The organism is Streptomyces sp. CLCI03 (genome assembly GCF_053615355.1).
Map to the genome: position 1 here is coordinate 3,393,877 of NZ_CM132132.1, position 22,687 is coordinate 3,416,563.

Below are 22,687 nucleotides of genomic sequence, written 5' to 3' on the forward strand. Positions count from 1 at the left end.
CTACCCTTCTGCGATCACCACGGCGGAGGCGACACCGGCGTCGTGGCTGAGCGAGATGTGCCAGGACGTGACGCCCAGCTCCAGGGCCCGCGCCTCGACCGTCCCGGACACCCGCAGCCTCGGCCGGCCGCTGTCCTCGACGTACACCTCGGCGTCGGTCCACAGCAGCCCGGCGGGCGCGCCCAGCGCCTTGGCCAGTGCCTCCTTGGCGGCGAACCGGGCGGCGAGCGAGGCGGTCCCGCGCCGCTCGCCGCTCGGCAGTGTCAACTCGGCGTCGACGAACAGCCGTCCGGCCAGGTTCGGGGTGCGCTCCAGTGCCGCGCCGAACCTCTCGATCTCCGCTACGTCGATCCCGACGCCGATAATCACAACGACAACTCCAGCCGCCTACTACTCCACCGTCACCGACTTGGCGAGGTTACGCGGCTGATCCACTTCGTTGCCGCGCGCCGTCGCCAGCTCGCACGCGAACACCTGCAGCGGAACCGTCGCCACCAGCGGTTGGAGCAGCGTCGGCGTGACCGGGATCCGGATCAGGTGGTCGGCGTACGGGACGACCGCCTCGTCGCCCTCCTCCGCGATCACGATGGTCCGCGCCCCGCGCGCGCGGATCTCCTGGATGTTCGAGACGATCTTGTCGTGGAGCACCGACCGGCCGCGCGGCGACGGTACGACCACCACCACCGGCAGGTCCTTCTCGATCAGGGCGATCGGCCCGTGCTTGAGCTCGCCCGCCGCGAAGCCCTCGGCGTGCATGTACGCCAGCTCCTTGAGCTTGAGCGCACCCTCCAGCGCCACCGGGTATCCGACGTGCCGGCCCAGGAACAGCACGGTGTTCTTGTCGGCGAGGGAGCGCGCGAGTTCGCGTACCGGCTCCATGGTCTCCAGGACCGTGTCCACGGCCGCGGCGATGTCCGACAGTTCGCGGATGACGGCCTCGATCTCGTCGCCCCACTTCGTGCCCCGGACCTGGCCGAGGTAGAGCGCGACCAGGTAGCAGGCCACCAGTTGGGTCAGGAAGGCCTTGGTCGAGGCGACGGCCACCTCGGGACCGGCGTGCGTGTAGAGCACGGCGTCCGACTCGCGCGGGATCGTCGACCCGTTCGTGTTGCAGATGGCCAGCACCTTGGCGCCCTGCTCGCGCGCGTGGCGCAGCGCCATCAGGGTGTCCATGGTCTCGCCGGACTGCGAGATGGCGACGACCAGCGTCCGCTGGTCCAGGATCGGGTCGCGGTAGCGGAACTCGCTCGCCAGCTCCGTCTCGCACGGGATGCGGGTCCAGTGCTCGATGGCCAGCTTCGCGATCATGCCCGCGTGGTACGCCGTACCGCAGGCCACGATGACGACCTTGTCGACCTCCCTGAGCACCGAGACGGGGATGCGTACCTCGTCCAGGGTCAGCGAGCCGCTCGCGTCGATCCGGCCCAGGAGGGTGTCGGCGACGGCCTTCGGCTGCTCGGCGATCTCCTTGAGCATGAAGTAGTCGTAGCCGCCCTTCTCGGCCGCCGAGGCGTCCCAGTCCACGTGGTACGCCCGCACGGTCGCGGCGGTGCCGTCGAAGTTGGTCACCGTGACGCCCTCGCGGCGGAGCTCGACGACCTGGTCCTGCCCCAGCTCGATCGCGGACCGGGTGTGGGCGATGAAGGCGGCCACGTCCGAGGCGAGGAAGTTCTCGCCCTCGCCGACACCGACGACCAGGGGCGAGTTGCGGCGGGCGCCGACGACCACGTCGGGCTCGTCGGCGTGCACGGCGACGAGGGTGAAGGCGCCTTCCAGGCGCCGGCAGACGTGGCGCATGGCTTCCGCGAGATCGCCGGTGGCCGAGAACCGCTCCGCCAGCAGGTGCGCGACGACCTCGGTGTCCGTCTCGGACTCCAGGCGGTGTCCGCGTTCGGTGAGCTCGGCCCGCAGCGCGGCGAAGTTCTCGATGATGCCGTTGTGCACGACGGCGACGCGTCCCGAGTTGTCGAGGTGCGGGTGGGCGTTGGCGTCGGTGGGCCCGCCGTGGGTCGCCCATCGAGTGTGTCCGAGCCCCGTGGAACCGGACGGCAGCGGGTGCCCGACCAGCTCCTTCTCCAGATTGACCAGCTTCCCGGCCTTCTTGACGGCCGCCAGGCCGCCGTCCGCGAGTACGGCGACCCCGGCCGAGTCGTAGCCGCGGTACTCCAGCCGCTTGAGTCCGGCGATGACCACATCGAGCGCCGACTGCGCTCCCACGTAACCCACAATTCCGCACATAGGCCGCAGCGTACGCCGTAGTTGGCCGTCTGCCCCGTAGCCGAACAAGACGAAAAGCCCGCCCCGGCGCGTGCGCCGGGGCGGGTCGATGGGTCTGCGGGCAGACGTGTCTGCGGGCAGACGTCAGCCGAGCTTCTTGACCTGCGCGTCGACGATGTCCTTCGAGAGCACCGGCTTGCCGCTCATGTTCTGCACCGAGAACGTGGCGAGGGTGTTGCCCTTGCGCACCATGACCACCTGGCCGGCCATCGGGGTCTCGGCGTCACCGAAGTCCGCCAGGAAGGAGACGGACTCGTCGCCGGCCGTGACGGCGTCGCCCGCGACGACCTTGTTGATCTTCAGGGCATCGCCGTCCTGCGTCATCGTGTACCCGCCCGCGCAGGCGGTGCCCGCCTTCTTGAAGGCGGCGAACGCCTCCTCGGCGCCCTTGCCGTCGTAGGAGGTCAGGGTCACCGAGGTGCCGGTGGCGCCGGCGAGCAGCTCCAGGCCGGCCTTGAACTTGTCCTCGGCCGAGGCGTTGGGGTCGGCCGCCTTGCCGGAGGTGCCGCCGACCTGCGTGCGGGCCACACCGGTGGAGGTGCCCTGGGGCTCCATCGAAGCGGCCTGGCCGAGCGGCTTGCACTCGGCCTTGTCGGTGGTGGCCGCGAGCTTCTTGAGCTGGTCCGCGGAGGGCGCCTTGACGAGGCTGTCCTTGGGGGCCTCGGCCTGGGTCAGCAGGAGGGGCGCCAGCTCGGCGTCCGTCTTCCCCTTGGCCGCGGCGGCGGGGGCCGACGAGGAGGCCCCGGACGGCTTGGCGTCGGCCTTGGCGTCGTCCTTCTTGTCGGAGCCACAGGCGGTCGCCAGCAGGGCCAGGGACACCGCGGACGCGGTCAGGACGGTACGACGGACGAGAGTGTTGCGCACGAGAGGGCTCCCCCATGGAGACGGCTGCGAAAGGGCAGCACGAACCGCGCCCCCGAAGCGGGGGCGTGGACATGACTGCGGTGATCAACAATGTACGGGTCGATCGATCACCGTGTGGCCCGGGGTGGCGTTCGTCGGCGATCGTGACCCGGACGAGACCCCATGAATTCCCTATCGCAACCAGTGCGCGTACAACCTCAGGCCCACGAGTCGGGCCCCGGCCCGGTGGCCGTCCCTCCCCTCGGGCACGTGACCGACCACACCACCCACAACCGCCCCGGAGCCCCGACAATGGCGGTGTGATCACTTCGCCGCCACGAAGCAACACGCCGGACAACGCAACGGAGCGCACCGGCCGGGACGGGCACCCCGCCCGCCCCGGACACCGCCGCGGTCCCGAGGCCTCGCCCTACGTCGACCTCACCCGCGCCGAGTGGAGCGCGCTGCGGGAGCGGACCCCGCTGCCGCTCACGGCCGACGAGGTGGAGCGGCTGCGCGGTCTCGGCGACGTCATCGACCTCGACGAGGTACGCGACGTCTATCTGCCGCTGTCCCGGCTCCTCAACCTCTACGTCGGCGCCACCAGCAACCTCCGCGGCACCCTCAACACCTTCCTCGGTGACGCGGGCAACGGGCACGGCGCCCAGCAGGGCACCCCCTTCGTCATAGGGGTCGCCGGTTCGGTCGCCGTCGGCAAGTCCACCGTGGCCCGCCTGCTGCAGGCCCTGCTGGCCCGCTGGCCCGAGCACCCGCGCGTGGAGCTGGTCACCACCGACGGCTTCCTGTATCCGATGAAGGAGCTCCAGCGGCGGGGACTGACCTCCCGCAAGGGCTTCCCGGAGTCCTACGACCGCCGCGCGCTCACCCGCTTCGTCGCCGACATCAAGGCCGGCAAGGACGAGGTCCGGGCCCCGGTCTACTCCCACCTGATCTACGACATCGTCCCCGGCGAGGAGCTCGTCGTCCGCCGCCCGGACATCCTCATCGTCGAGGGCCTCAACGTGCTCCAGCCGGCCCTCCCCGGCACCGACGGCCGTACCCGCGTCGCCCTCGCCGACTACTTCGACTTCAGCGTGTACGTGGACGCCCGCCCCGAGGACATCGAGCGCTGGTACCTGAACCGGTTCCGGAAGCTGCGCGCGACCGCGTTCCAGAACCCCTTCTCCTACTTCCGCAAGTACACCCAGGTCTCCGAGGAGGAGGCCATGGAGTACGCGCAGACGATGTGGCGGACGATCAACCGCCCCAATCTGCTGGAGAACGTGGCGCCCACCCGCGGCCGGGCCACCCTCGTCGTCCGCAAGGGGCCCGATCACAAGGTGCAGAAGCTGAGCCTGCGCAAGCTCTAGGGGGACACGCCCTGGCGCCAGAGGGTGTCTTGTCGATCAGGGCGGGCTCGCCCTGACCGGCGAGGCACCACCTGGTCGCTAGGGTGCGGAAATGCTGCATCTGCGGATGATCACCCCCCATCACCTCACCGAACAGGTGGTGGCGTTGATCGACCGGACGGTCGGAACCACCCATCTGGTCGTACTGTCCGGCGCCGCCCGCGACCCCGAGGGCGATCTCGTCCTGTGCGACGTCGCCCGCGAGGCGGCGGACGAGCTCCTGCAGGCGATGCGCCACCTCGGTATCGATCGGACCGGTTCGATCGCCGTGGAGAACATCGACCTGTCGATCTCCACACGCGCCGACGACGCCGAGCGGGAAGCGCCGGGCGAGGCCGCCGACGCCGTGGTCTGGGAACAGCTCGCCGAGTCGACGCACGAGGAGTCCACCCTCACCATCACCTACGCCGCCTTCATGATCGTGGCGACGATGATCGCGGCGTGCGGTGTGGTCCTGGACAACGCGATCCTGATCGTCGGCGCCATGGCGGTCGGCCCGGAGTTCGGCCCGCTCGCCGGTATCTGCACCGGCCTGGTGCAGCGCCGTCGCAGACTGGCCGGCCGCTCGCTCTTCGCGCTGTTCATCGGCTTCACGGTGGCGATCGTGGCGACGACGCTCTTCAGTCTGGGGATGAACGCGCTCGGACTGTTCCAGGAGGGGATGCTGGAGAACCCCCGGCCGAACACCAGCTTCATCTGGCAGCCCGACCCGTTCTCCTTCGTCGTGGCGCTGCTCGCCGGTGTGGCCGGCATGCTGTCGCTGACCTCGGCGAAGGCCGGTGCGCTGGTGGGCGTGGCGATCTCCGTCACCACCGTCCCGGCGGGCGCGAACGCGGCGGTGGCCCTCAGCTACGGCGACTTCTCCCAGATGTGGGGCTCGGCCGCCCAGCTGGCCGTGAACCTGGGCGGAATCATCCTCGCCGGGACGCTCACCCTCATCTGCTGGAAACTGCTGTGGCGCACCCAGGAGAGCCGGATGATCCGGAAACCGGGTGCGCCACACAGGCCTGGCAGCGGGCTCTAGGCCCTAGCCGAGCGCGGACTTCACGACGTCCGCGAGGCGGCCGGCGATCGAGCGGGCCTGCTCGATGTCGGCGGCCTCGACCATCACCCGTACGAGCGGCTCCGTGCCGGACGAACGCAGCAGCACCCGTCCGGTGGTGCCCAGCTCGCGCTCGGCGTCGGCGACCGCCGCCGCCAGCTCGGCGGAGGTGGTGACGCGGGACTTGTCCACGTCGGGAACGTTGACGAGCACCTGCGGCAGCCGCTGCATGACGCCCGCCAGCTCGGCGAGGGGCGTGCCGGTGGCCGCGACGCGCGCCGCCAGCAGCAGGCCGGTCAGCGTGCCGTCGCCGGTCGTCGCGTGGTCGAGGATGATCACGTGGCCGGACTGCTCGCCACCGAGCGCGTAGCCGTTCTCCTTCATCGACTCCAGCACGTAGCGGTCGCCGACCCCGGTCTGTACGACCTGGATGCCCTCGGCCTCCATCGCCAGCTTGAAGCCCAGGTTGGACATCACGGTGCCGACCACGGTGTTCTCGCGCAGCTGGCCGGCCTCGCGCATGGCGAGGGCCAGCACGGCGAGGATCTGGTCGCCGTCGATCTCCTCGCCGGAGGCGTCCACGGCCAGGCAGCGGTCGGCGTCGCCGTCGTGCGCGATGCCGAGGTCGGCGCCGTGCTCGACCACGGCCGCCTTGAGCAGGCCGAGGTGGGTGGAGCCGCAGCCGTCGTTGATGTTGAGGCCGTCGGGCTCGGCGCCGATCGTGACGATCTCCGCGCCGGCCCGGGTGAAGGCCTCGGGCGAGACGTACGCGGCCGCGCCGTGGGCCTCGTCCAGGACGACCTTCAGGCCTTCGAGGCGGTTCGGGAGGACACCGATGAGGTGGGCGACGTACCGGTCGAAGCCCTCGGTGTAGTCGGAGACGCGGCCGACGCCGGAGCCGGTGGGTCGGTCCCAGGGCGCGCCGGTGCGGTGCTGCTCGTAGGTCGACTCGATGCGGTCCTCCAGCTCGTCGGCGAGCTTGTGGCCGCCGCGGGCGAAGAACTTGATGCCGTTGTCGGGCATGGCGTTGTGGCTGGCGGAGAGCATCACGCCGAGGTCGGCGCCCAGCGCACCGGTGAGATACGCCACCGCCGGGGTGGGCAGCACACCGACGCGCAGGACGTCCACGCCCGCGCTCGCGAGTCCGGCCACGACCGCGGCCTCCAGGAATTCGCCGGAGGCGCGGGGATCCCTGCCGACCACGGCGGTCGCCCGGTGGCCTTCGAAGGTGCCCGCCTCGGCCAGTACGTGGGCAGCCGCCACGGAGAGGCCGAGCGCGAGCTCCGCCGTCAGATCCGCGTTGGCGACGCCGCGTACACCGTCCGTCCCGAAGAGTCGTCCCACTGTTGTCCTCCCGAGTTTCCGCTTCGCGTATGACCGCTTGTGACAGGTATTTGCCGCTTGTGGCGGTAAACGAACCGCCCCGACAGCACAGAGAGTGCTGCCGGGGCGGTTTCGTTGCAGAACAGCAGGCGCAGATTAACGCTTGCTGTACTGCGGAGCCTTACGGGCCTTCTTGAGACCGGCCTTCTTGCGCTCGACCGCACGGTCGTCGCGGGAGAGGAAGCCGGCCTTCTTCAGCGCCGGGCGGTTGTTGTCCACGTCCGCCTCGTTCAGCGCACGGGCCACGCCGAGGCGCAGGGCGCCGGCCTGGCCGGACACGCCGCCACCCGAGATGCGGGCGATGACGTCGTAGCGACCGTCGAGCTCCAGGAGCTTGAAGGGCTCGTTGACTTCCTGCTGGTGCACCTTGTTGGGGAAGTAGTCCTCAAGGGTGCGACCGTTGATCTTCCACTTGCCGGTGCCCGGAACGATCCGGACGCGGGCGATGGCGTTCTTGCGACGGCCCAGGCCGGCGGCCGGCTGGGGGTCGCCGAAGCGGCCGGCAAGGGACTCGGAGGTGTAGTCGCCCTCGACGACGACGTCCGACTCGGTGGTGTACTCCTCGACGTTGCCCTCGAACTCTTCGACGGGGGTCGTCTCGGCGGTGGTCTCGGCCACGATGCTCCTCAGAATTTTCTACGTCTTAGGGGGTGGCCGGAACTACTGCGCGACCTGGGTGATCTCGAACGGCACCGGCTGCTGAGCAGCGTGGGGGTGCACATCGCCCGAGTAGACCTTCAGCTTCGAGAGCATCTGACGGCCCAGGGTGTTCTTGGGGAGCATGCCCTTGATGGCCTTCTCGACGGCCTTCTCCGGGTTGTTCGCCAGGAGGTCGTCGTAGCGCACGGAGCGGAGACCGCCCGGGTAGCCGGAGTGGCGGTACGCCATCTTCTGCGACGCCTTGTTGCCGGACAGGTGAACCTTGTCGGCGTTGACGATGATGACGAAGTCGCCCATGTCCATGTGGGGGGCGTAAGTCGGCTTGTGCTTGCCGCGCAGGAGGGCTGCGGCCTGGGTCGCCAGACGGCCGAGGACAACGTCCTGGGCGTCGATGACGAGCCACTGGCGCGAGATGTCGCCGGGCTTGGGGCTGAACGTACGCACGCGTATGCCTTCGCTTCTTCGGTGGTGGTATCCCAAGGGCGCAAGCCCCGATGGGAAGGTCCTGACAGGGTCACCACGGACGATCACGACAGCCCACATTCACAACGGGGACGCACCCGCGTGAAACTGCTGGTCATCGGTCCGGTGGACCGGCGCAAGGCCCTTTCACGTGAGAATGAGAAAGCCAATACGCATAACAAACCAGCAGGATACCCAAGCAGACCCGTACGGGTCAAAACGCGGTCCGCGATGCCGATTCTGCTGGCTTCGCGGCGCACTCCGGTTCGGTCCTGGGTGGGGACCCCGCAGTTGTTACGGGCTCCAGAGTAACCCGCCCGGAGCGCACCGCACGACACGCCAGCACGATCGTGAGCCCGCACAGGGTGGCGCAGTCCTTGAACGCCCGCCGCTTGGCCTCCAGCTCGGACGGCCACGGAACGCCCGCCACCTGGGGCCCCAGCACCGCCCAGAACCAGGGCGAACGCGCCGCCGCGTCCGACCGCACCACCGAGGCCATCAGCAGCGGCAGGACCACCAGCAGGTAGTGGTCGAAGGACGGCCGCGACACCAGGAATGCGGCGAGCATCACCATGCAGGCCGTCTCCACCAGGCGCAGCTCACCCCCGTCGGTGTCCTCCCGCCGCCACCGCACCCAGGCCGCCCACAGGCCCGCACAGGCCCCGGCGAAGGCCACCGGCACCGCCACCGCCGCAGGCACGCCCAGCCGTGGCAGCACGGCGATCGGCGAGGCGTCCCACGGCAGCGCGTACGCGTCCTGCCCCTGGAGCAGGAAGGGCAGGGTCTTGGTGAAGAACAGCGACGGGCTCGGCATCACCAGCGCGCCGGCCAGCGAGAACCCCAGCGGCACCAGCACGGCCGCGGCCAGGGCGCGCCACCGCCGGGAGACCAGGAAGAGCAGCCCCAAGGGCACCAGCATCGGCTTGCACGCGATCGCGAGCCCCACCACCAGGCCGGCCGACCCCCACCTGCTCCGGTGGGCGAGCAGCAGCGCCACGGGCAGGGCGGCCGCCGAGATGGCGGTCCAGTTCCCGATCAGCACGAGGTTGATGTACGGCTTGTAGAGGAGGGCGAACACCGCGAGACCGCCGACGGCGAAGCGCGACCGCAGCGGCACCGCGAACATCCGCAGCGCGGCCAGCCAGCCGATGCCCAGCAGCCCCGACATCCCGAGCGGCAGCACCCACCGCAACACCTCACGCGGCAGCAGCGCCTCGGGAACCGCCATCAGCACGGCGCTGGGCAGGTAGAGGAAGCGTTTGTCCTCGTACGGGGACCCGCCCGCCAGCAGCGTCTCCGCCGCCTTGACCACGAACGCGTTGTCGGAGCCCCAGTTCGCCCGCAGGCTCGTGGAGACGGCGATCCCGAGGAGCACCGCGAGGGAGACCACCCGCCAGGACCGGGCGGCCGGCTGCAGCGACCAGTCGATCAGCCTGCTCCCGGTGCCCCCGCCCCCCGTCGCCCGACCCCCGGCGTCCCCGTCCCCGGCCCCCCGGTTCCTGACGCCCTGGTTCTCCCACCTCAACAGCCAGATGCTAGGCCGCAGCCCCACGACGCCTGCCCCTCACTCGGCCCAGGGGGCGACGGTCGGTCTCCCCCTAGCGCTTGCGTTCGACTCTACGTTCGTCCCAGACGGGTTCCTGAGTCTCCCGCACAACACCGTCCGAACCGAAGACCAGGTAACGGTCGAATGTGCGCGAGAACCACCTGTCGTGCGTGACGCACAGCACAGTGCCGTCGTACGCCTCCAGCCCGTCCTGCAGGGCCTCCGCCGACTCCAGGTCCAGGTTGTCCGTCGGCTCGTCCAGCAGCAGCGCCGTGGTGCCCGCCAGCTCCAGCAGCAGGATCTGGAAGCGCGCCTGCTGCCCGCCCGAGAGCTTCTCGAACGGCTGGTCGCCCTGGCGCTCCAGCTCGTACCGGCGCAGGGCGCCCATGGCCTGCCCCAGCGGCTTCGCCGCCTCCGTCCACAGGATGTCGACGAGGGTCCGCCCGAACAGCTCCGGGTGCGCGTGGGTCTGCGCGAAATGGCCGGGAACCACCCGCGCGCCCAGCTTCCAGGTACCGGTGTGCTTGACGTCCTCGCCCGCCAGCAGGCGCAGGAAGTGCGACTTGCCCGAGCCGTTCGAGCCGAGGACGGCGACCCGCTCCCCGTAGAAGACCTCCAGGGAGAACGGCTTCATCAGGCCGGTCAGCTCCAGGTTCTCCACGGTCAGGGCGCGCACGCCGGTCCGCCCGCCCTTGAGCCGCATCTTGATGTCCTGCTCACGCGGCGGCTCCGGCGGCGGGCCGGCGTCCTCGAACTTCTTGAAGCGGGTCTGCATCGCGTGGTAGCGCGAAGCCATGTCGGGGCTGATCGCGGCCTGGTTGCGCAGCCGCAGCACCAGCGCCTTCAGCCGCGCGTGCTCCTCGTCCCAACGCCGCTTGAGCTCCTCGAAGCGCGCGAAACGCTCCTTGCGGGCGTCGTGGTAGGTCGCGAAGCCCGCACCGTGCACCCAGACGTCGGAGCCCGTCGGGCTCGCCTCCAGGCTGATGATCTTCTCGGCGGCCTGGGTCAGCAGCTCCCGGTCGTGGGAGACGAAGAGCACCGTCTTGCGGGTGGCCTTCAGCTGCTCCTCCAGCCAGCGCTTGCCGGGGACGTCCAGATAGTTGTCCGGCTCGTCGAGCAGCAGCACCTCGTCGGGCCCGCGCAGCAGCGCCTCCAGCACGAGGCGCTTCTGCTCACCACCGGACAGCGTGCGCACCTCGCGGAACTGCGCGCTGTCGTACGGGATCGCCAGCGCGGCCATGGTGCAGACGTCCCACAGCGTCTCCGCCTCGTACCCCTGGACGTCCGCCCAGTCGCTCAGCGCCTGCGCGTAGGCCATCTGGGCGGCCTCGTCGTCCACCGTCAGGATCAGCTGCTCGGCGGCGTCCACCGCCTTGGCCGCCTCCCGGATGCGCGGCTGGGCCACCGAGACCAGCAGGTCCCGTACGGTCGTCTCGTCCCGCACCGAGCCCACGAACTGCGACATCACGCCGAGGCCGCCGGAGACGGTGATCCCGCCGCCGTGCGGCTTGAGCTCGCCGGAGATCATCTTCAGCAGGGTGGTCTTACCGGCCCCGTTCGCCCCGACGAGCGCGACGACCGACCCCTCCCCCACACGGAAGGAGACGTCAGGGAGCAGTACCCGCCCGTCGGGAAGGTAGTACTCCAGGTGGCTGGCTTCGAGATGTCCCATGCCGGGCATTGTCCCGGTCCGGTGCCGATCCGCCCAAACGGATTAGCCGGACGCCCGCGGGGGCGGTCAGCAGCAGCCGGCGGCCGGCAGGGTCCGCATGTTGCGCGCTTCCTTGCTGCGGGCGGCCAGCAGCTCGTCCGCCGGGTAGCCGACCTCCTCCAGGGTCAGGCCGTGCGGCTTGACCACGTGCACCGAGGAGTCCCGTACGCCGGCCGCCAGCACCTTGCCGGGCCAGTCGGTGGACCGGTGCCCGTCGCCGACGTGCAGCAGCGCGCCCACCAGCGAGCGGACCATGTTGTGGCAGAAGGCGTCGGCGCGGACGGTCGCGGTGATGATCCCGTCCTCGGCGCGCTCCCAGCTGAGCTGCTGGAGGGTCCGGATGGTCGTGGCGCCCTCGCGCTTCTTGCAGTACGCGGCGAAGTCGTGCTCGCCGAGCAGCGGGGCGGCGGCCTCGTTCATGGCGTCCACGTCGAGCGGCCACTGGTGCCACAGCACGTGCCCGCGGCGCAGCGGGTCGACGCCGCCCTGGTGGTCGCCGACGCGGTAGGCGTAGCGGCGCCAGATGGCGGAGAACCGCGCGTTGAAGCCCTCGGGGGCCTCGGCGACCTTCCATACCCGCACGTCGTGCGGCAGCCGCCCGGCGAGGCGGCGCAGCAGCTTGTCGTGGTGCTCGGCCCACACCTCCTCGGCGAGGTCGAACTGCGCGACCTGGCCGCGGGCGTGCACCCCCGCGTCGGTCCGTCCGGCCACGGTCAGCTCGACCGGCTCGGACAGCCGCATCACGGTCCGCAGGGCCGACTCCAGCTCGCCCTGGACGGTCCGCAGCACGCGCTGCTTCGCCCAGCCGGAGAAGTCCTTGCCGTCGTAGCTCAGGTCCAGCCGCACCCGGACGTGCCCGGGTTCCACCTCGTCACTCACGTGACCGATCCTCTCAGAAGCACCCATATGCAGAACGGGCCCGCCCCGGAAGGGGGCGGGCCCGTTCAGAGCCGTTCAAGCAAGCGTGATCCCGAGGGATCAGGCCTCCTTGGTCTCCTCGGCGGGGGTCTCGACGGCCTCCGCCTCCTTGACCGCGCGCTTGGTGGCGGCCTCGGCCTCACCGGTGGCCTGCTGGGCGACCGTGAGGGCCTCGACCAGCTCGATCACGGCCATCGGGGCGTTGTCGCCACGACGGTTGCCGATCTTGGTGATGCGCGTGTAACCACCGGGGCGGTTCTCGTAGCGCGGGGCGATCTCGGTGAACAGCGTGTGCACGATGCTCTTGTCCGTGATCGTCTGCAGCACCAGGCGACGGTTGTGGATGTCGCCCTTCTTGGCCTTGGTGACCAGACGCTCGGCGTAGGGACGCAGGCGGCGGGCCTTGGCCTCGGTGGTGGTGATGCGGCCGTGCTCGAAGAGCGCCTTCGCGAGGTTCGCGAGGAGGTGCTTCTCGTGCGCGGCGCTGCCGCCCAGACGGGCACCCTTTGCGGGACGCGGCATGGTGTTACTCCTTCATATCTGCACCGGCCGTGTCAGGTACCGGTGTCAGTTCCCCCGAGGCGGATGCCGCGGGAAAGTCTTGGTTCCGAGCCCGGCCGGCGACCACGGTCCGAAGACCTCGGCCGCCGGCTGCGGGACGGATCAGTACTGCTCGGTCTCGACGAAACCGGCGTCCGCGTCGTCGTCGGCGCCGAAGGCGTCGGCGGCGGCGGTCGGGTCGAATCCGGGCGGGCTGTCCTTGAGGGCCAGGCCCATGCCGGCCAGCTTCGCCTTGACCTCGTCGATCGACTTCGCACCGAAGTTGCGGATGTCGAGCAGGTCGGCCTCGGAGCGGGCGACGAGCTCACCCACGGAGTGGATGCCCTCGCGCTTGAGGCAGTTGTACGAGCGGACCGTGAGCTCGAGCTCCTCGATCGGCAGCGCCAGGTCGGCGGCCAGGGCGGCGTCCGTGGGGGACGGGCCCATGTCGATGCCCTCGGCGTCGATGTTGAGCTCGCGCGCCAGACCGAACAGCTCGACCAGGGTCTTACCGGCGGACGCCATGGCGTCACGCGGGCGCATGGCCTGCTTGGTCTCGACGTCGACGATCAGCTTGTCGAAGTCGGTGCGCTGCTCGACTCGGGTCGCCTCGACCTTGTAGGTGACCTTGAGGACCGGGCTGTAGATGGAGTCGACCGGGATACGGCCGATCTCCTGGCCCAGCTGCTTGTTCTGGACGGCGGAGACGTAGCCGCGACCGCGCTCGACGGTCAGCTCCATCTCCAGCTTGCCCTTGCCGTTGAGCGTGGCGAGGACCAGGTCCGGGTTGTGCACCTCGACACCGGCCGGGGGCGCGATGTCAGCAGCGGTGACCAGGCCGGGACCCTGCTTGCGCAGGTACATCACGACCGGCTCGTCGTGCTCCGAGGAGACGACCAGCTGCTTGATGTTGAGGATGATGTCGGTGACGTCTTCCTTGACGCCCGGCACGGTGGTGAACTCGTGCAGGACGCCGTCCACGCGGATGCTGGTGACAGCGGCACCCGGGATGGAGGACAGGAGGGTACGGCGCAGGGAGTTGCCGAGGGTGTAACCGAAGCCCGGCTCCAGCGGCTCGATCACGAACCGCGAGCGGTACTCGTCGACGACCTCTTCGGTCAGCGAAGGACGCTGAGCGATAAGCATGTCTGTGTTCCTTCATTCGTGGACGCCCACTATTTGACGCCCGACGGGATGCCGTACCGGGGGTACGGCTACTGCAAGGGTACGGGCGGCACGTCCCCCGAAGGGGTCGTACCGCCCGGACACTCAAGAACGCACAGGTGCGTCCGCTGCGTCAGACGCGGCGGCGCTTCGGCGGGCGGCAGCCGTTGTGCGGGGTGGGGGTGACGTCCTGGATCGAGCCGACCTCAAGGCCGGTGGCCTGGAGGGAGCGGATCGCGGTCTCGCGGCCGGAGCCCGGACCCTTCACGAAGACGTCAACCTTGCGCATGCCGTGCTCCTGCGCGCGACGGGCGGCCGACTCGGCGGCCATCTGCGCGGCGAAGGGGGTGGACTTGCGCGAGCCCTTGAAGCCGACGTGGCCGGCGGAGGCCCAAGAGATCACGTTGCCCGAGGGGTCGGTGATCGAAACGATGGTGTTGTTGAACGTGCTCTTGATGTGGGCGTGCCCGTGAGCGACGTTCTTCTTTTCCTTGCGGCGCACCTTCTTGGCAGCGCCCTGACGACCCTTGGGGGGCATCTAAATCTCCTACGGGAGGTGGTCGGTCCTACAGCGCAAGACCGCTGAACAGGACTACTTCTTGCCCGGCTTCTTCTTACCGGCGATCGCGCGACGCGGGCCCTTGCGGGTACGCGCGTTGGTGCTGGTGCGCTGACCGTGCACCGGCAGGCCACGACGGTGGCGGATGCCCTGGTAGCACTGGATCTCGATCTTGCGGCGGATGTCGCCCTGGATCTCGCGGCGGAGGTCACCCTCGGTACGGAGGTTGGCGTCCACGTACTCGCGGATCTTGACGAGGTCCTCTTCGGCCAGGTCACGAACGCGGGTGTTCGGGTTCACGCCGGTGGAGGCGAGGATCTCCTTGGACCGGGTGCGCCCGATACCGAAGACGTAGGTGAGTGCGATCTCCACGCGCTTTTCGCGCGGGATGTCAACACCGGAAACGCGTGCCATTCAATGGCTCCTGTGTGTTCGGGGGTCTTCAGCAGAACCGACCCCGACCGCCGACCACCCGAAAGTGGGTGATGGTACGCCCGGGTCCCCGGCCCCCGCCGGAGGTACCGCCGGCCCCGTACAGGGCTGGGCGGGTTCTGCGTATGTACGTTTTCTTACGTCGCGCGAAGAACTGCGGAAGGCAGGTCGGTCGGCGTGCGTCAGCCCTGGCGCTGCTTGTGGCGCAGGTTGTCGCAGATGACCATGACCCGGCCGTGACGGCGGATCACCTTGCACTTGTCGCAGATCTTCTTGACGCTCGGCTTGACCTTCATGTTGGTGAGGTTCTCCGGGTCAGTGCCACCACCCGCACCGGGACGGATGCCCAGGCAGGAGTGAGAGCAAGATCTACTTGTATCGGTAGACGATCCGGCCACGCGTCAGGTCGTACGGAGACAGCTCCACAACGACCCGGTCATCGGGGAGGATGCGGATGTAGTGCATACGCATCTTGCCGCTGATGTGCGCGAGGACCTTGTGACCGTTCTGGAGTTCCACCTTGAACATCGCGTTCGGGAGGGACTCGATCACGGTGCCCTCGATTTCGATGGCACCTTGCTTCTTGGCCACGCTTCGCCTTTCGAATCGGCTACCTTGATCGGCTCCGTGCGCCATGCAGGCATGGAAGTGCACGAGAGCCGACGAGTCAGTCTACGTCAGGGCACCCAGAAAGACGAATCCGGAAAGTTTGCCCCAGAGTCTAGATCATTAACCGAGGGGGTCCGGAGCCGTGGTGACTCCGTACTCCGACAGCTTCGCCTTGCCGCAGTCCGGGCTGGTCAGGACGATGGGCCCGGCCTCGGTCAGCGCGATGGAGTGCTCCCAGTGCGAGGACCAGGTGCCGTCCGTCGTGATGACCGTCCAGTCGTCCGAAAGGACCTCCGTCTGGGCGGTGCCCAGGGAGACCATGGGCTCGATCGCCAGGCAGATGCCCGGTACGAGCTTGATCCCCTTGCCCCGCTTGCGCGAAACGTAGTTCAGCAGGTGGGGGTCCATGTGCATCTCGGTGCCGATGCCGTGGCCGCCGTAGTCCTCGATGATCCCGAACTTGCCGAGGCTGTGCTCACCGGTGGAGGGGCGGGGCTGGCGCTTGATGTACGTCTCGATCGCCTTGGAGATGTCCACGAGGCGGTTGCCGAGCTTCATGGCGGCGATGCCGGCCCACATGGACTCCTCGGTCACCCGGGACAGCTCCACGAGCTCAGGGGCGTGCCCGGTGCCGACGAAGGCGGTGTACGCGGCGTCGCCGTGCCAGCCGTCGACGATCGCGCCCGCGTCGATCGAGATGATGTCGCCGTCCTTGAGGACCGTCTTGTCGTCCGGGATGCCGTGGACGACGACCTCGTTCACCGAGGTGCAGATCGTCGCGGGGAAGCCGCCGTAGCCGAGGAAGTTCGACTTGGCACCGGCGTCGGCGATGACCTTGCGGGCCACCATGTCCAGATCCCGCGTCGTGGCGCCCGGAACGGCCGCCTCACGGGTCGCAGCGTGGATCGCCGCGACGACCAGCCCTGCCTCGCGCATCTTCGCGATCTGCTCGGGGGTCTTGATCTGGACCATGGGAAATGCCTTCCACCTTCGGATCTGCGTTGTTCAGGTCTTCTCAACAGTACGGCCGCGATGCCCTGGGGACACCGCGGCCGTACCTGCACACAAAGGGTTACTACTTCTTGAGGGCGTCCATCGCGCGCTTCGTGACGTCCGCGACCTCACCGAGGGCCGGGATGGTCACCAGCAGGCCCTGGGCCTTGTAGTAGTCGATGATCGGCTCGGTCTGCGTGTGGTAGACCTCAAGCCGGTTGCGCACCGTGGCCTCGGAGTCGTCGCCGCGCTGGTACAGCTCGCCACCGCAGGTGTCGCAGACACCCTCGGCCTTCGGCGGGGCGTACGTCACGTGGAAGACGTGCGAGGAGTCGTTGCGGCAGATGCGCCGACCGGCGATCCGCTTCACGACCTCGTCCTCCTCGACCTCCAGGTCGAGGACGGCGTCGAGCTTCATGCCTGCGGCCTGGAGCATCACGTCGAGCGCCTCGGCCTGCGAGACGTTGCGCGGGAAGCCGTCGAGCAGGAAGCCGTTCACGGCGTCCGACTGCTCCATACGGTCCTTCGCCATGCCGATGGTCACCTCGTCGGGAACCAGGTCGCCGGCGTCCATGTACGCCTTCGCCTGCTTGCCGAGGTCGGTGCCCTGGCTGATGTTGGCCCGGAACAGGTCGCCCGTGGAGATGTGCGGAATCGACAGGTTCTTGGCAAGGAACGCGGCCTGCGTTCCCTTGCCCGCACCGGGCGGTCCAACGAGGACGATTCGCATCAGCGGAGGAACCCTTCGTAATTACGCTGCTGGAGCTGGCTCTCGATCTGCTTCACGGTTTCCAGACCCACACCCACGATGATCAGGATGCTCGTCCCGCCGAACGGGAAGTTCTGGTTCGCTCCGAAGCCGGCCAACGCCATCGTCGGCACAAGAGCGATGAGACCCAGGTACAGCGACCCCGGCCAGGTGATCCGGTTGAGTACGTAGCTGAGGTACTCGGCGGTGGGCCGACCGGCGCGGATGCCCGGGATGAACCCACCATACTTCTTCATGTTGTCTGCAACTTCCTCGGGGTTGAACGAGATCGCCACGTAGAAGAACGCGAAGAAAACGATCAGGAGGAAGTAGGCGGCGATGTAGTACGGGTGGTCGCCCTTGACGAAGTGCTTGTTGATCCAGGTGGCCCACCCGGCCTTGGATCCACTGAACTGGACGATCAGGGCCGGGATGTACAGCAGCGACGAGGCGAAGATGACGGGGATGATGCCCGCCTGGTTCACCTTGAGCGGGATGTAGGTCGAGGTACCGCCGTAAGCACGGCGGCCGATCATGCGCTTCGCGTACTGGACCGGGATCCGGCGCTGCGCCTGCTCGACGAAGACCACCAGGCCCACCATCGCGAGGCCGACGAGCATCACGACGCCGAACTCGACCCAGCCGTCGGCGATCTTGCCCTGGAGCTTGATCTGCCAGAGGGCGCCGATGAAGCCGGCGGCGATCGAGATGAACATGAGGATCGACATGCCGTTGCCGATGCCGCGGTCGGTGATGAGCTCACCGAGCCACATGACGACGCAGGTACCGGCGGTCATGGTGACGACCATGACGACCGTGGTGAAGATCGAGCGGTCGGGAACGATCTCGCTGGCGGCCTGGCACCCCTGGAACAGGGCGCCGGTGCGGGCCGTGGCGACGAGGCCCGTGCCCTGCAGGATCGCGAGCGCGACCGTCAAATAGCGCGTGTACTGAGTGATCTTCGCCGTGCCGGACTGTCCCTCTTTTTTGAGAGTCTCCAGCTTCGGGATGACCACGGTCAGCAGCTGCAGAATGATGCTCGCCGTGATGTAGGGCATGATGCCGAGCGCGAAGATCGTGATCTGCAGCAGCGCACCGCCGCTGAACATGTTGACCAGGCCGAACAGGCTGTTGCTGCTGCCTGCCTGCTCCACACAGATCTGAACGTTCTTGTAGCTCACGCCGGGTACCGGGACGTGGGACCCCAGCCGGAACAGCACGATGATGCCGAGCGTGAAGAGCAGCTTCTTGCGCAGGTCGGGCGTCTTGAACGCCCGGGCGAACGCGGTGAGCACGGTGCCTCCTGCGACCCCCGCGCTACTGCGTCAGAGGTGACGGTCTGAGGGATCGACGAATACGACAAAGCAAAGGTGCACGCCACCTTACCGGCGAGTGTGCCTTCCGTGGAACGACCGACCGGGGATGCCCCATATGTGAGGCATCCCCGGTCGGGTTTCGAGCTATTCAGCCACTGAAATCGTCTTAGACGAGCTCGGTGACGGTGCCGCCGGCAGCGGCAATCTTCTCCTTGGCGGAGGCGGAGACGGCGTCAACCGAAACCTGCAGCGCCACGGAGATCTCGCCCTGGCCCAGGACCTTGACGAGGCTGTTCTTGCGAACCGCGCCCTTGGCGACCAGGTCGGCCACCGTGACTTCTCCACCCTCGGGGTAGAGAGCGCCGAGCTTGTCCAGGTTGACAACCTGGAACTCGGTGCGGAACGGGTTCTTGAAGCCCTTGAGCTTCGGCAGGCGCATGTGGAGGGGCATCTGCCCACCCTCGAAGCGCTGCGGGATCTGGTAACGGGCCTTCTGGCCCTTCGTACCACGACCGGCCGTCTTACCCTTCGACGCCTCACCACGACCGACACGGGTCTTCGCGGTCTTGGCGCCGGGGGCGGGACGGAGGTTGTGGGCCTTCAGCGGGCTGTTCTCAGCCATGATTAGTCAACCTCCTCAACCGTCACGAGGTGGCGGACGGTGTGAACCATTCCGCGGAACTCGGGGCGGTCCTCCTTGACGACGACGTCGTTCAGGCGCTTGAGCCCGAGCGAACGCAGCGTGTCGCGGTGGTTCTGCTTGCTGCCGATGTACGACTTCGTCTGCGTGATCTTGAGGCGAGCCATTACGCACCCGCCCCAGCACGTGCACGAAGCAGAGCCGCGGGGGCGACGTCCTCGAGGGCGAGACCACGGCGAGCCGCGATCTCCTCGGGACGCTGCAGGCCCTGGAGGGCCGCCACGGTCGCGTGCACGATGTTGATCGCGTTGTCGGAGCCCAGGGACTTCGACAGGATGTCGTGAACGCCGGCGCACTCCAGAACGGCGCGCACCGGGCCACCGGCGATAACACCGGTACCGGGGGAAGCAGGCTTCAGCAGGACGACGCCCGCAGCCTTCTCGCCCTGGATCGGGTGAGGGATGGTGCCCTGGATGCGCGGAACCTTGAAGAAGTTCTTCTTGGCTTCCTCGACACCCTTGGCGATGGCCGCGGGAACTTCCTTGGCCTTGCCGTAACCGACACCTACAGTGCCGTCACCGTCGCCCACCACGACCAGCGCGGTGAAGCTGAAGCGGCGACCACCCTTGACAACCTTGGCGACGCGGTTGATCGCGACAACGCGCTCAACGTAAGCGGTCTTCTCGGCGGCAGGGCCACCGTCGCGACCCTTCCGGTCCCGCCGCTCGCCGCCACCGGCACCGCTTCCGCGGCGCTGGGGTCCAGCCATTGGATTACCTCTCTCTGTTACGTCCGTGAGTCCCGGAACCGGGGCTTAGAACTTCAGCCCGGCTTCGCGGGCGGCGTCAGCCAGAGCGGCAATGCGCCCGGCGTATCGGTTGCCACCGCGGTCGAACACGACGGTCTCGACACCCGCAGCCTTGGCACGCTCGGCGACGAGCGCGCCGACAGCCTGGGCCTGCGAGCTCTTGTCGCCTTCGCCACCGCGGATCGAAGCGTCCAGGGTCGACGCCGACGCCAGGGTGTGGCCCTGGAGGTCGTCGATGACCTGAGCAACGATGTTGCGGTTCGAACGCGTCACGACGAGGCGCGGACGCTCCGCCGTACCCGAGACGTTCTTGCGGATGCGGATGTGGCGGCGAGCCTTGGCAGCGCGCTTGTACGCGTCGCCCTTGGCGATCTTCACACCGTATGCCATGGCTACTTACCAGCCTTTCCGACCTTGCGGCGGATGACCTCGCCGGCGTACTTGACACCCTTGGCCTTGTACGGGTCGGGCTTCCGCAGCTTGCGGATGTTGGCGGCGACCTCGCCGACCTTCTGCTTGTCGATGCCCTCGACCGTGAACTTGGTCGGCGACTCGACCTTGAAGGAGATGCCCTCGGGCGCCTCCACCAGGATCGGGTGGCTGTAACCCAGCTGGAACTCCAGGTTGGAGCCCTTCGCCAGGACACGGTAACCGACACCGCTGATCTCGAGAGCCTTGACGTATCCCGTGGTCACACCGGTGATCATGTTCGCCACCAGCGTGCGGGACAGGCCGTGCAGGGCCTTGTTCTGACGCTCGTCGTTCGGACGGGTGACGTTCAGAACGCCGTCCTCGCCCTTAACAACGGCGATGGGAGCCTTGACGGTGTGGGAGAGGGAACCCTTGGGGCCCTTCACCGCAACCGTGCTGCCATCGATGGTGACGTCCACACCGGCGGGAACCTGGATGGGGAGCTTGCCGATTCGCGACATTGCTTTTCCTCCGTTCCCGACTACCAGACGTAGGCGAGGACTTCCCCACCTACGCCCTTCTTGCCTGCCTGCTGGCCGGTGAGCAGACCGTGCGACGTGGAGATGATCGCCACGCCCAGGCCGCCGAGCACCTTCGGCAGGTTGGTGGACTTCGCGTACACGCGCAGACCGGGCTTCGAGATCCGCTTGATGCCCGCGATGGAGCGCTCACGGTTCGGCCCGAACTTCAGCTCGAGGACGAGGTTCTTGCCGACCTCGGCGTCCTCGACCTTCCAGCCGGTGATGAAACCCTCCTGCTTGAGGATCTCTGCGATGTGCGACTTGATCTTGCTGTGCGGCATCACGACGGTGTCGTGGTACGCCGAGTTAGCGTTACGCAGACGGGTCAGCATGTCTGCGATCGGGTCAGTCATGGTCATGAAGTGGCCTTCGGCCTCTCTCGCCGGGGTTTCCTGTATGCGCCATCCCTCTCCCCACTCAGTGGCGGGACGGGTGCGGTGCGGGGACCTACGGCGTAGTAAGTCGACAGGGCGGTGGACGCCCAACCCCACAAGCCTACGGCATGCGGTGCTGGGCACCCACCGACCAGATGCTTACCGAGAGTCTCTGGTACTTCCCAAGTCCTTACGGACAGAAGGGAATTACCAGGAGCTCTTGGTCACGCCCGGCAGCTCGCCACGGTGAGCCATCTCACGAAGGCACACGCGGCACAGGCCGAACTTGCGGTACACGGAGTGAGGGCGACCGCAGCGCTGGCAGCGGGTGTACGCACGCACACCGAACTTGGGCTTGCGGGCAGCCTTCGCGATGAGAGCCTTCTTCGCCATCTCGCTTACGCCTCCTTGAAGGGGAAGCCGAGGTGACGAAGGAGGGCACGGCCCTCGTCGTCGTTGGTCGCCGTGGTGACCACGGTGATGTCCATACCCCGGGTACGGTCGATCTTGTCCTGGTCGATCTCGTGGAACATGACCTGCTCCGTGAGACCGAAGGTGTAGTTACCACGGCCGTCGAACTGCTTCGGCGACAGACCACGGAAGTCACGGATACGCGGCAGCGCGAGCGACAGCGTACGGTCCAGGAACTCCCACATGCGGTCACCACGGAGGGTGACGTGGCAGCCGATCGGCTGACCCTCGCGCAGCTTGAACTGCGCGATGGACTTGCGGGCCTTCGTGACGGCCGGCTTCTGACCGGTGATCGTCGTCAGGTCGCGGATGGCGCCGTCGATCAGCTTGGAGTCGCGGGCGGCGTCGCCCACACCCATGTTGACCACGATCTTCACGAGGCCGGGGATCTGCATGACGTTCTCGTAGGAGAACTCCTCACGCAGCTTGCCCGTGATGTCCTCGCGGTACTTCGTCTTGAGACGCGGAGTGGTAGCCATCAGATGTCCTCACCCGTCCGCTTGGCAACGCGGATCTTGTTGCCCTCGTCGTCGAAGCGGTAGCCGACGCGGGTGACGACCTTCTTGCCGTCCTTCTCCACAACCAGCTGAACGTTGCTGACGTGGACCGGGGCCTCGGTGATCACAATGCCACCGGCCTGGTTCTGCGCAGCCTTGGTGTGCTTCTTGACCCGGTTGACACCCTCGACGAGGACACGGTTGTCGGCGGGGAAGGCAACGATGACCTTGCCCTGCTTGCCCTTGTCCTTACCGGTGATGACCTGGACCAGGTCGCCCTTCTTGATCTTCAT

Annotated in this window: 29 protein-coding genes; 2 read left to right on the plus strand and 27 right to left on the minus strand. The window is 68.1% G+C overall.

The genetic code is table 11. From position 1 onward, the window contains the following. The 3 genes from ACWG52_RS15440 to ACWG52_RS15450 form a co-directional block, all read right to left on the minus strand. On the minus strand, positions 1 to 369 hold the full coding sequence (locus ACWG52_RS15440) for a holo-ACP synthase (RefSeq protein WP_033225080.1): 369 nt from the start codon (positions 367 to 369) through the stop codon (positions 1 to 3). A 21-nt stretch (positions 370 to 390) separates the two neighbouring features. Continuing rightward, the gene (glmS, locus tag ACWG52_RS15445) at positions 391 to 2,238 is read right to left on the minus strand and encodes a glutamine--fructose-6-phosphate transaminase (isomerizing) (RefSeq protein WP_389807804.1); all 1,848 of its coding nucleotides are present in this window, start codon (positions 2,236 to 2,238) and stop codon (positions 391 to 393) included. A gap of 123 nt (positions 2,239 to 2,361) precedes the next feature. Further along, the gene (locus tag ACWG52_RS15450; protein WP_389807806.1) at positions 2,362 to 3,141 is read right to left on the minus strand and encodes a hypothetical protein; all 780 of its coding nucleotides are present in this window, start codon (positions 3,139 to 3,141) and stop codon (positions 2,362 to 2,364) included. Between the two features lie 299 nt (positions 3,142 to 3,440). Between ACWG52_RS15450 and coaA the strand changes: the two genes are divergently transcribed. After that, positions 3,441 to 4,490, plus strand: coding sequence for a type I pantothenate kinase (gene coaA, locus ACWG52_RS15455; protein ID WP_389807808.1), 1,050 nt, complete (start codon positions 3,441 to 3,443; stop codon positions 4,488 to 4,490). 91 nt (positions 4,491 to 4,581) lie between these two features. After that, positions 4,582 to 5,553, plus strand: coding sequence for a DUF389 domain-containing protein (locus ACWG52_RS15460; RefSeq protein ID WP_389807811.1), 972 nt, complete (start codon positions 4,582 to 4,584; stop codon positions 5,551 to 5,553). Between the two features lie 3 nt (positions 5,554 to 5,556). Here ACWG52_RS15460 and glmM read toward each other — a convergent pair whose 3' ends face one another. From glmM to rplX, 24 genes are all read right to left on the minus strand, one after another. Then, the gene (gene glmM / locus ACWG52_RS15465) at positions 5,557 to 6,915 is read right to left on the minus strand and encodes a phosphoglucosamine mutase (protein ID WP_390138766.1); all 1,359 of its coding nucleotides are present in this window, start codon (positions 6,913 to 6,915) and stop codon (positions 5,557 to 5,559) included. Between the two features lie 135 nt (positions 6,916 to 7,050). Then, on the minus strand, positions 7,051 to 7,572 hold the full coding sequence (gene rpsI / locus ACWG52_RS15470) for a 30S ribosomal protein S9 (protein WP_030725908.1): 522 nt from the start codon (positions 7,570 to 7,572) through the stop codon (positions 7,051 to 7,053). A 42-nt stretch (positions 7,573 to 7,614) separates the two neighbouring features. Beyond that, positions 7,615 to 8,058 (minus strand): 50S ribosomal protein L13, encoded by a 444-nt coding sequence (gene rplM, locus ACWG52_RS15475; RefSeq protein WP_030725911.1) that lies wholly within the window; start codon positions 8,056 to 8,058, stop codon positions 7,615 to 7,617. 232 nt (positions 8,059 to 8,290) lie between these two features. Further along, positions 8,291 to 9,601 (minus strand): glycosyltransferase family 87 protein, encoded by a 1,311-nt coding sequence (locus tag ACWG52_RS15480; RefSeq protein ID WP_389807817.1) that lies wholly within the window; start codon positions 9,599 to 9,601, stop codon positions 8,291 to 8,293. Between the two features lie 73 nt (positions 9,602 to 9,674). Then, complete coding sequence (locus tag ACWG52_RS15485) at positions 9,675 to 11,303, minus strand: ABC-F family ATP-binding cassette domain-containing protein (protein WP_389807820.1); 1,629 nt, start codon at positions 11,301 to 11,303, stop codon at positions 9,675 to 9,677. A 57-nt stretch (positions 11,304 to 11,360) separates the two neighbouring features. Continuing rightward, positions 11,361 to 12,212, minus strand: a complete 852-nt coding sequence (truA, locus tag ACWG52_RS15490) for a tRNA pseudouridine(38-40) synthase TruA (protein ID WP_375973091.1) — start codon at positions 12,210 to 12,212, stop codon at positions 11,361 to 11,363. Positions 12,213 to 12,311: 99 nt separating this feature from the next. After that, on the minus strand, positions 12,312 to 12,773 hold the full coding sequence (gene rplQ, locus ACWG52_RS15495; protein WP_030154710.1) for a 50S ribosomal protein L17: 462 nt from the start codon (positions 12,771 to 12,773) through the stop codon (positions 12,312 to 12,314). A 141-nt stretch (positions 12,774 to 12,914) separates the two neighbouring features. Continuing rightward, entirely contained in the window at positions 12,915 to 13,937 is a 1,023-nt protein-coding gene (locus tag ACWG52_RS15500; RefSeq protein WP_007265920.1) for a DNA-directed RNA polymerase subunit alpha, read from the minus strand. A 151-nt stretch (positions 13,938 to 14,088) separates the two neighbouring features. Then, the gene (gene rpsK, locus ACWG52_RS15505; protein WP_003956432.1) at positions 14,089 to 14,493 is read right to left on the minus strand and encodes a 30S ribosomal protein S11; all 405 of its coding nucleotides are present in this window, start codon (positions 14,491 to 14,493) and stop codon (positions 14,089 to 14,091) included. A gap of 54 nt (positions 14,494 to 14,547) precedes the next feature. Next, entirely contained in the window at positions 14,548 to 14,928 is a 381-nt protein-coding gene (gene rpsM, locus ACWG52_RS15510) for a 30S ribosomal protein S13 (RefSeq protein ID WP_007265919.1), read from the minus strand. A 200-nt stretch (positions 14,929 to 15,128) separates the two neighbouring features. Next, positions 15,129 to 15,242, minus strand: coding sequence for a 50S ribosomal protein L36 (gene rpmJ, locus ACWG52_RS15515; RefSeq protein ID WP_003956441.1), 114 nt, complete (start codon positions 15,240 to 15,242; stop codon positions 15,129 to 15,131). A gap of 73 nt (positions 15,243 to 15,315) precedes the next feature. Continuing rightward, complete coding sequence (gene infA, locus ACWG52_RS15520) at positions 15,316 to 15,537, minus strand: translation initiation factor IF-1 (RefSeq protein ID WP_003956442.1); 222 nt, start codon at positions 15,535 to 15,537, stop codon at positions 15,316 to 15,318. Between the two features lie 138 nt (positions 15,538 to 15,675). After that, positions 15,676 to 16,527 (minus strand): type I methionyl aminopeptidase, encoded by an 852-nt coding sequence (gene map / locus ACWG52_RS15525; RefSeq protein WP_389807825.1) that lies wholly within the window; start codon positions 16,525 to 16,527, stop codon positions 15,676 to 15,678. Positions 16,528 to 16,630: 103 nt separating this feature from the next. After that, entirely contained in the window at positions 16,631 to 17,278 is a 648-nt protein-coding gene (locus ACWG52_RS15530) for an adenylate kinase (RefSeq protein ID WP_389807827.1), read from the minus strand. Then, a complete protein-coding gene (gene secY, locus ACWG52_RS15535; protein WP_389807830.1) occupies positions 17,278 to 18,591 on the minus strand; it encodes a preprotein translocase subunit SecY in 1,314 nt (437 codons plus the stop codon). Before secY ends, ACWG52_RS15530 begins: the two co-directional genes overlap by 1 nt. Positions 18,592 to 18,778: 187 nt before the next feature. Next, positions 18,779 to 19,234, minus strand: a complete 456-nt coding sequence (gene rplO, locus ACWG52_RS15540) for a 50S ribosomal protein L15 (protein ID WP_030008473.1) — start codon at positions 19,232 to 19,234, stop codon at positions 18,779 to 18,781. Positions 19,235 to 19,236: 2 nt separating this feature from the next. Next, positions 19,237 to 19,419 (minus strand): 50S ribosomal protein L30, encoded by a 183-nt coding sequence (gene rpmD, locus ACWG52_RS15545; protein WP_005313525.1) that lies wholly within the window; start codon positions 19,417 to 19,419, stop codon positions 19,237 to 19,239. Next, positions 19,419 to 20,021 carry a 30S ribosomal protein S5 gene (gene rpsE / locus ACWG52_RS15550; RefSeq protein ID WP_375937982.1) on the minus strand — a complete coding sequence of 201 codons (603 nt, stop codon included), beginning with the start codon at positions 20,019 to 20,021 and terminating at the stop codon, positions 19,419 to 19,421. Before rpsE ends, rpmD begins: the two co-directional genes overlap by 1 nt. 45 nt (positions 20,022 to 20,066) lie before the next feature. After that, positions 20,067 to 20,450 carry a 50S ribosomal protein L18 gene (gene rplR, locus ACWG52_RS15555; protein WP_030008471.1) on the minus strand — a complete coding sequence of 128 codons (384 nt, stop codon included), beginning with the start codon at positions 20,448 to 20,450 and terminating at the stop codon, positions 20,067 to 20,069. Between the two features lie 2 nt (positions 20,451 to 20,452). After that, positions 20,453 to 20,992, minus strand: a complete 540-nt coding sequence (gene rplF, locus ACWG52_RS15560) for a 50S ribosomal protein L6 (protein WP_030008470.1) — start codon at positions 20,990 to 20,992, stop codon at positions 20,453 to 20,455. Positions 20,993 to 21,012: 20 nt separating this feature from the next. After that, on the minus strand, positions 21,013 to 21,411 hold the full coding sequence (gene rpsH, locus ACWG52_RS15565; RefSeq protein ID WP_007265911.1) for a 30S ribosomal protein S8: 399 nt from the start codon (positions 21,409 to 21,411) through the stop codon (positions 21,013 to 21,015). A 222-nt stretch (positions 21,412 to 21,633) separates the two neighbouring features. Beyond that, entirely contained in the window at positions 21,634 to 21,819 is a 186-nt protein-coding gene (locus ACWG52_RS15570) for a type Z 30S ribosomal protein S14 (protein WP_003956452.1), read from the minus strand. 5 nt (positions 21,820 to 21,824) lie between these two features. Further along, positions 21,825 to 22,376, minus strand: coding sequence for a 50S ribosomal protein L5 (gene rplE / locus ACWG52_RS15575; protein WP_033225059.1), 552 nt, complete (start codon positions 22,374 to 22,376; stop codon positions 21,825 to 21,827). Then, positions 22,376 to 22,687, minus strand: a complete 312-nt coding sequence (rplX, locus tag ACWG52_RS15580) for a 50S ribosomal protein L24 (RefSeq protein WP_030008468.1) — start codon at positions 22,685 to 22,687, stop codon at positions 22,376 to 22,378. The genes rplE and rplX overlap by 1 nt, the downstream gene beginning before the upstream one ends.

Bases quoted from the DNA above. Each gene is read 5' to 3' on its own strand.
- rplR (WP_030008471.1), bottom strand. From the start codon at position 20,450: ATGGCATACGGTGTGAAGATCGCCAAGGGCGACGCGTACAAGCGCGCT.
- ACWG52_RS15530 (WP_389807827.1), bottom strand. From the start codon at position 17,278: ATGCGAATCGTCCTCGTTGGACCGCCCGGTGCGGGCAAGGGAACGCAG.
- rpsE (WP_375937982.1), bottom strand. From the start codon at position 20,021: ATGGCTGGACCCCAGCGCCGCGGAAGCGGTGCCGGTGGCGGCGAGCGG.
- map (WP_389807825.1), bottom strand. From the start codon at position 16,527: ATGGTCCAGATCAAGACCCCCGAGCAGATCGCGAAGATGCGCGAGGCA.
- rpsM (WP_007265919.1), bottom strand. From the start codon at position 14,928: ATGGCACGCGTTTCCGGTGTTGACATCCCGCGCGAAAAGCGCGTGGAG.
- rplQ (WP_030154710.1), bottom strand. From the start codon at position 12,773: ATGCCGCGTCCCGCAAAGGGTGCCCGTCTGGGCGGCAGCGCCGCGCAC.
- rpsH (WP_007265911.1), bottom strand. From the start codon at position 21,411: ATGACCATGACTGACCCGATCGCAGACATGCTGACCCGTCTGCGTAAC.
- ACWG52_RS15500 (WP_007265920.1), bottom strand. From the start codon at position 13,937: ATGCTTATCGCTCAGCGTCCTTCGCTGACCGAAGAGGTCGTCGACGAG.
- rpsK (WP_003956432.1), bottom strand. From the start codon at position 14,493: ATGCCCCCCAAGGGTCGTCAGGGCGCTGCCAAGAAGGTGCGCCGCAAG.
- rplF (WP_030008470.1), bottom strand. From the start codon at position 20,992: ATGTCGCGAATCGGCAAGCTCCCCATCCAGGTTCCCGCCGGTGTGGAC.
- rpmJ (WP_003956441.1), bottom strand. From the start codon at position 15,242: ATGAAGGTCAAGCCGAGCGTCAAGAAGATCTGCGACAAGTGCAAGGTG.
- ACWG52_RS15460 (WP_389807811.1), top strand. From the start codon at position 4,582: ATGCTGCATCTGCGGATGATCACCCCCCATCACCTCACCGAACAGGTG.
- rplE (WP_033225059.1), bottom strand. From the start codon at position 22,376: ATGGCTACCACTCCGCGTCTCAAGACGAAGTACCGCGAGGACATCACG.
- glmS (WP_389807804.1), bottom strand. From the start codon at position 2,238: ATGTGCGGAATTGTGGGTTACGTGGGAGCGCAGTCGGCGCTCGATGTG.
- rplO (WP_030008473.1), bottom strand. From the start codon at position 19,234: ATGGCTGAGAACAGCCCGCTGAAGGCCCACAACCTCCGTCCCGCCCCC.
- rplX (WP_030008468.1), bottom strand. From the start codon at position 22,687: ATGAAGATCAAGAAGGGCGACCTGGTCCAGGTCATCACCGGTAAGGAC.
- ACWG52_RS15570 (WP_003956452.1), bottom strand. From the start codon at position 21,819: ATGGCGAAGAAGGCTCTCATCGCGAAGGCTGCCCGCAAGCCCAAGTTC.
- ACWG52_RS15485 (WP_389807820.1), bottom strand. From the start codon at position 11,303: ATGCCCGGCATGGGACATCTCGAAGCCAGCCACCTGGAGTACTACCTT.
- rpmD (WP_005313525.1), bottom strand. From the start codon at position 19,419: ATGGCTCGCCTCAAGATCACGCAGACGAAGTCGTACATCGGCAGCAAG.